We start from the raw sequence: 6629 nt of genomic DNA, 5'->3' as shown, positions 1-6629 counted from the left end.
AAAAATAACTAAAAGAAGCCAAAAGCAATAAAAAAAGCGCCATTCCTCAAGAACAGCGCTTTTGTATTTAGTTTCGGTTAAATTTATTTCGTAAAGACATCGTCCCACTCTTTTACCTGGATATCTCCATATTTTTTAAGTCCGTCCATGCTTATTTGTTCGGCATCTCCCACCAAAGCAATCACAACGGCTTTATCTTTTATTTTTTGTTCATAAAATTTCACAATATCATCGAATGTGAGATTCTGATACGCCTTCACTTTATCCGGGATAGGATCTTTATCAAACCCTTCCCGCTTCCAGGTTCTGTCTTTCCAGGGCAAGCCCCTGAAACCTGGTTTTTTAGTAATTGCAGAATTTACCAGGTAATTTCTGATCATGTCCATTCTTTCAGGTTTTTCAGGCATATCACGGATAAGTCCGTTAAAAATCTCCAATGCTTCGAGGGTTTTATCGCACTGCGTGCCAACAAAACCGGCAAAAATGGCATTGTGTTCCTTCTGAACGGGCAATTGAAAATTGGCCCCAGCAGAGTATGCCATGCTTCTGTATTCACGTATTTCCTGCAGCACAAGACCAGAAAAGCCACCGCCAAAATACATATTAAATGCTTCTACCAAAGGAACCTCATCGGGTGCTATCTTATCCTGATTAATAAATAAGAACAGCTTACTTTGTTTTGCACGCTTATGATCTATGAAATAAACCTCATTTTGCTCAAATTTCCTGAAGCCGGGAGCCGGGAAACCATTTCCGTCAACCTTTACCTTAGCTAAAAAAGGACAATGTGTTTTAATCTCGGCCACAGTTTCATCAAGGCTGTTTTGGCCGGTGTAAAACAAATCGGCTTCGAAAGTCAACGCATCACGAAACGGATTAAAAAGTTCTTCAGGATCAAGTCTTTTAATATCTTTTACAGGCAGTCTATTTAAATAAGGCGACTTATCACCATAAATCAAGTAATTGTACAATCCCGAAGCCATCATATCCGGCTCAGTCTTTTCCATTTTGCGGGATATTTTTTCCTCTTTGTACATTTGCTTAATCTTGTCTTTGGTGATGGTCGGGTTGGCAATTAATTGGCTAACCAGGTCATATGCTTCTGGCAATTTACTTTCTGGACCTTTAATGCTGACTCCGATATAACCATTATTTGAATAAAAATTATAATTACAGTTTGTATTTCCCATTGCCTCTTTAAACTGCTGCAAATTCATTCCTTCAGGAGCCGCATTGTTCATAGCGCGAGCGGTGTATGCTAGCATCATATCATGTTTGCGACCTTTATTAAACTGTATATGCAGCTGCGCAATATCATTGAGTGGGTTATGCGACTGGCGAAGATGTACTTTGGGATATATATCAGCTTTAAGGACTGATTTGTCCAAATCAACAGGCTCTATTTCATAATCGGTCGAGGGAATTTGCTCAAACTTTTTGCGATAGGGCGATTTGGCATTGGTGTTGGACACAACAGGCTCGTAACCGGGTTTCTGAAGTTTTTCTTTTTTGGGGAATCCCATTTTTGAATACATGACAAGCCGGTTATCGGTAAAGTATTTATTGGCCATTTCAACGATATCGTTTTTAGTAACCGCTTTAATCTTTTGAGGACGCTCATAAACACTTTGTGGGTCTTTATCATTGGTAAATGTATAGGCAAGATTGACAGCCTGGTTTTCGATAGACTCAAGCTTTAACTGATAAGTTTTATACATTTCGGCTTTTATGGCCTCCAAAAGATCATCAGAAAAATCGCCTTTTTTGAGTCGTTCTATTTGGGCCATTATTTTTTTCTCACCTTTTTTAAGGCGTTTAAAAAATCCCGGGAAGTAAATCATTACTGTTTGGCCATAGTCCTGGTAGGGCATGTTTAAAACAGTTGCCAAAGGCATCTCATTATTGACCATCAATTGATCGAGTAAGCCGGTTTGCATTCTATTGGCAAGCACTTTCACGGTCATTTCCCACTTTAAAATATCATCGTTTTTTTCAGATGGGGAACGAAAACCAATGGCTCCAAGCGGAATAGGCGACATACGGACTTTCTTGAATTCGCGTCCATCAAATGGTTCTTCTGTGTAAGTTTTATGTGAAGGAACCTCACCTTTCTCCCATTTACTAAACTTTTTTGCAATCAGTGGTTTTATTTGTTCTGTGTTAAAATCGCCTACCATCACCAATGCCATATTATTGGGGCGATACCAATCGGTGAAAAATTTATACATTTTACTAAGCGATGGGTTTTTCAGGTCTTCGGCCGTTCCAATTGTGGTGCGTTGCCCATATGGGTGATTTTTGAAAAAATCTTTATTGAAGGCCTCGTATAATCCGGTAAAAAACTGGTCATCATACATATTTTTTTCTTCATATACGACCTCCAACTCCGACTGAAAAGTTCTGAATACGGGTTTATAAAACCTTTCAGAATAAAGGTCGAGCCATTTTTCAATCTGATTGGGGGGAAACTGATTGTAATAAATAGTTTGATCGGGTCCTGTTCCGGCATTAAGCCGGGTACCGCCCATTGCATTTATCAAAAAGCTGGTTTCATTTAATATAGCATACTCACCTGCAGCCAGGGAAGCTTCATTAATCTGCTTTTGAATGGCTTTCCGGGCTGAATCATTTTTAGTTTGACCCAATTCATCATACAATTCGAAAATTCGGTCGATGTGCGGTTTTTCTTTTTCCCAGCTTGTTGTACCAAGGCTTTGGGTGCCCTTAAAAAGCATATGCTCCTGGTAATGTGCCATACCAGTGGCATCGGCAGGATCATCTTTAGCTCCTGCCCTGGTAATGACAACGCCAAAAACTTTTGGCTGCCGGTGATCTTCTTTAAGAATTACGGTGAGTCCGTTTTTTAGTTTGTAGGTTTCAATACGGGGTTTTTCGGTTGCACCTGCTCCGAATGCAGAGAGCAAAAAGAGCACTGTAAGTGCCCATGTGGAAATTTTCATAACTGTGATTTTTATAGTTTATTAAATGTAACAAAACTTTGACGAAAGTTACAGTGTTTTAGTTACAAATGAAAGGTGTTAAAAAACAGTTAAGCTACACTATAAGGTTATTTATTTTTGATCCAGTTCATTTTTTAACCGCTCAATCTCCAGATCTTTCTCTTTTACCTTAGTAAAATCGTAGCCAATACCCACTATTTTGTGGATGGTACCTTCAGAATCGGTTACTGGAATATAAGTCTCTTCAATATATTTGGTTTTACCTGCAATATTGACTTCTGAGATACGCTTCTTTGTTTTACCCCGGTTGAGATCTGACCAAAATTTCTTATAGGCACCAGAAGCAGTAGTATTATCCAACCCAAGGCTTTTATGATGCTTTCCCCTCATCTTTTCTGGCTGAATCCCCAGTAAATCAACACATTTATGGTTTATATTCAGCACCATTCCATCCAGATCAAACTCAGTAATCAGCACGGAAGAGCCCAGGGCTTCAATTAATGCATTCATCTCTGTTTCGCGGCGTGCAGCCTCTTCCTGTGTAGCCTTCAATTCCTCAAGGTTTTGCCGCATTTCTTCCTCTTGTGACGACAGCTCCTCACGTTGGTGCTGCGACTCCTTAAGCAACCTGTTGGTACGCTCGGTAACTTTCACACTTGAAATTGTGGATGCAATGCTTTCGGCAATTTGCTCAACAAACTGGATATGATATTTTTCAAATTCATTAAATGAAACCAACTCCAAAGCTCCATATACTTCATCATTCAGAATTAATGGCACAATCAAAATGCTTTTCGGATTGGCTTCTCCCAGACCAGATGTGATAAAAACATAATCATCGGGTACATCGGTCATGTATATGGTTAGTTTTTCGTGTACAACCCGGCCAATTAATCCATCTCCGGGTTCAACCACATCTTTCAAAAGTTTTCGCCTGTCGTAAGCTATGGCTGAAGTAAGCTGGTATTTTTCTTCTTCCTCATCGTCTGTCCGCACATAAATGCAACCTTGCGAAGCTCCAATATAATCGACAAGGTTTTTCATGATATTAAAGGAGAGCTGCTTTAAATTATCGTTATTCTTTCTGAGTATATCGCCGAACTTTGCCAGTCCTTCTGTTATCCAGTTCTGACGCTCTTCCTCTTCATTACGTCTCTTTTGTTCGAGGCGCGCATTTCTTAAACTCTCCTGCATATCAAGCAAAGCATGCCCAAGCGTATCGTTTTCTGATAAGAGATTATATTCCGTATCGAGTTTCCCCTCTCCAATACTACGGGCAAACTCTGCGGTATGCTGTAACCCGGACATCAGTGTATTGAGTGAGTCTGACATATCCTGCAGCTCATCTTTTGATGTTACTTCCAGTGTAGTAATATCTTCGAGGTTTCCTTTTGCGAGTTTTTGTAATACCCTTGTGGTCGATTTTATGGGTCGTGTCACTGACCTGCTGATAATCCATACAATTACCGTCATAAGGGCTAAACCAATTAAACCTACAATAAGTGAAATAAATACACCTCTGCGCGCCTCTTCCATTATGGTATCCAATGGTGCTTTTAACATCAATGACCAGGGTGTTGTAGATTTTCCGACGTATATTGGAGCAAATGAATAAAAATATGTTTTACCGTTTTCGTATTCAAAGCTTAGAGGCTCGCCATCGCTCACGTGTTTTTCAATACTAAACGTATCAACCAATGCGGGAAAACTCTCATTAAAATGCTCACCCAACATATTATCATCGGGATGCGTCACAAAGCTATTGTCATTGGCCAACAAATACAACTGGCTACCCTCAATGGGTTCAACCTGATTAACTACCCGTTGGTAACTTTCAAGACTTATATCCATACCGGCCAATCCAATAAATTGATCATTTTGCAGAATTGGTACACAGAGGCTTGTTTCCAGTATGGCATCTTCTTCGTTGCCAGAATATGTGAAGGAGTATGGATTAAGAATGGTTTCTTCCTTTGAAACTTTCATTTTATAATACGCACCATCAACTTTATCGCCTTCAAGGTCTAAAAGCTCTTCGCGATATTTTAGTTGCCCTTTTTCTCTGAATATGGTAAACCGTCCCCTGCCATAAGGCAGCGTCCATGTAGTATCGAAGGTTTTGCGTTCCCAAATGGTCCAAACTGCAAGAAACTCCTCATTTTGGCTGGCAATATTGTACATCATATTGCTATCGATCGACATCCTTTGCTCAACAGGTAAATTGGTAAAACCATGCAATGAATGACTGAGGGCCCGGGCCATACCCATATCGATATTCAATCGGTCCTGAATGTTTTTGGCGTAGCCATTTGCATAAGATTGTGCTAGCTCACGGGCATTATTAAGGGCAAGTTGCTCGCTTTTTATTGTGACGTAGGATAAAACTGCTCCAAGAATCAGCAGAAAAGTCAGGAAAAGCGAATAAAGCATTTTTCGTCTCAGGCTACCGCCCAATTTAAAAAAGTCCCTTAATCTCGACATACAATATGGGTATTTAGAATAAACCTTATAAAATTAAGTAATTTTTAATGCCAGCCGAAATATATCAGATTTTTTCACCAATGCGGTGCATAGTTTCACTGTTTTTTCTCCTTCTCATCCCGTTGTTTAAGTTCATCAACCTCATATTGAAAAAACTTAAAGTGATGGTGCATTTTATCGCGTTTAGTTTTCAGATAAAACATATTGTGTGGATTAGGCTCAATTTCGATCGGTACATTTTCTATTATTTCAATGCCATATCCTTCTAAACCGACACGTTTTATCGGATTATTTGTAAGTAATTTTAGTTTACGTACTCCTAACTCACGTAGTACCTGGGCTCCTATTCCATAGTCGCGCTCATCGGGGTCAAAACCCAACTTTTCATTAGCTTCGACGGTATCGTACCCTTCTTCCTGTAGTTTGTAGGCCTTTATTTTATTCATCAGGCCTATGCCCCGTCCCTCCTGACTGAGGTAAACTATGGCACCTCTTCCTTCTTCTTCGATGGCTTTCATTGCTTTATGCAATTGCTCACCGCAGTCGCATCTTTTTGAGCCGAAGATATCACCGGTTACACAGGAGCTGTGCACCCTTGCCAATACAGTATCGTTTTCATCCCAATCGCCTTTTATCAGTGCAACGTGTTCTATTCCATTGGTTTTCTGAAGGAACGGAATTAGCCTGAAATGTCCATATTCAGTGGGCATGTCAACCTCTACTCCTCTTATTACAGAGCTCTCTTTTCGTAGTTTATATGCAATGAGGTCTTTAATAGAAATGATTTTGAGATCAAACTTTTCTGCCATTTCCATAAGCTCGGGGAGCCGGGCCATGGTACCGTCGTCATTCATAATTTCCACGAGTGCACCACCGGGTTTAAGTCCGGCCAATCGTGTTAAATCTACAGCAGCTTCTGTATGACCGGCACGCCTGATCACACCCTTTTCTTTTGCTTTAAGTGGAAAGATATGTCCGGGGCGTCCTAAATCTTCCGGAGTTGTTTCATCCTCCACAAGTGCTTTTATTGTTTTTGAGCGATCAGCAGCTGAAATACCTGTAGTACATCCATGGCCAAGCAAATCTACAGATACCGTAAAAGGGGTTTCGTGTAATGCGGTATTTTTGCCTACCATTAACTCAAGGTCAAGGTCTTCGCAGCGGCCTTCAGGAATTGGCGCGCAAATC

At 40.3% G+C, this 6629-nt stretch carries 3 protein-coding genes; all 3 read right to left on the bottom strand.

The genetic code is table 11. The features are described from left to right. Window positions 1-83: 83 nt before the first annotated feature. Complete coding sequence (locus VJ937_RS07045) at window positions 84-2960, bottom strand: M16 family metallopeptidase (protein ID WP_324066192.1); 2877 nt, start codon at window positions 2958-2960, stop codon at window positions 84-86. A 111-nt stretch (window positions 2961-3071) separates the two neighbouring features. After that, on the bottom strand, window positions 3072-5441 hold the full coding sequence (locus VJ937_RS07040) for a GAF domain-containing protein (RefSeq protein WP_324066191.1): 2370 nt from the start codon (window positions 5439-5441) through the stop codon (window positions 3072-3074). 95 nt (window positions 5442-5536) lie between these two features. Then, a partial coding sequence (ribA, locus tag VJ937_RS07035; protein WP_324066190.1) for a GTP cyclohydrolase II occupies window positions 5537-6629 on the bottom strand: 1093 nt, incomplete at its 5' end.

This window comes from Salinivirga sp., assembly GCF_035268865.1.
Lineage (GTDB): Bacteria > Bacteroidota > Bacteroidia > Bacteroidales > Salinivirgaceae > Salinivirga.
Note: the sequence above shows the minus strand (reverse complement) of the source record. Positions and strands in the feature narration are given on the sequence as shown.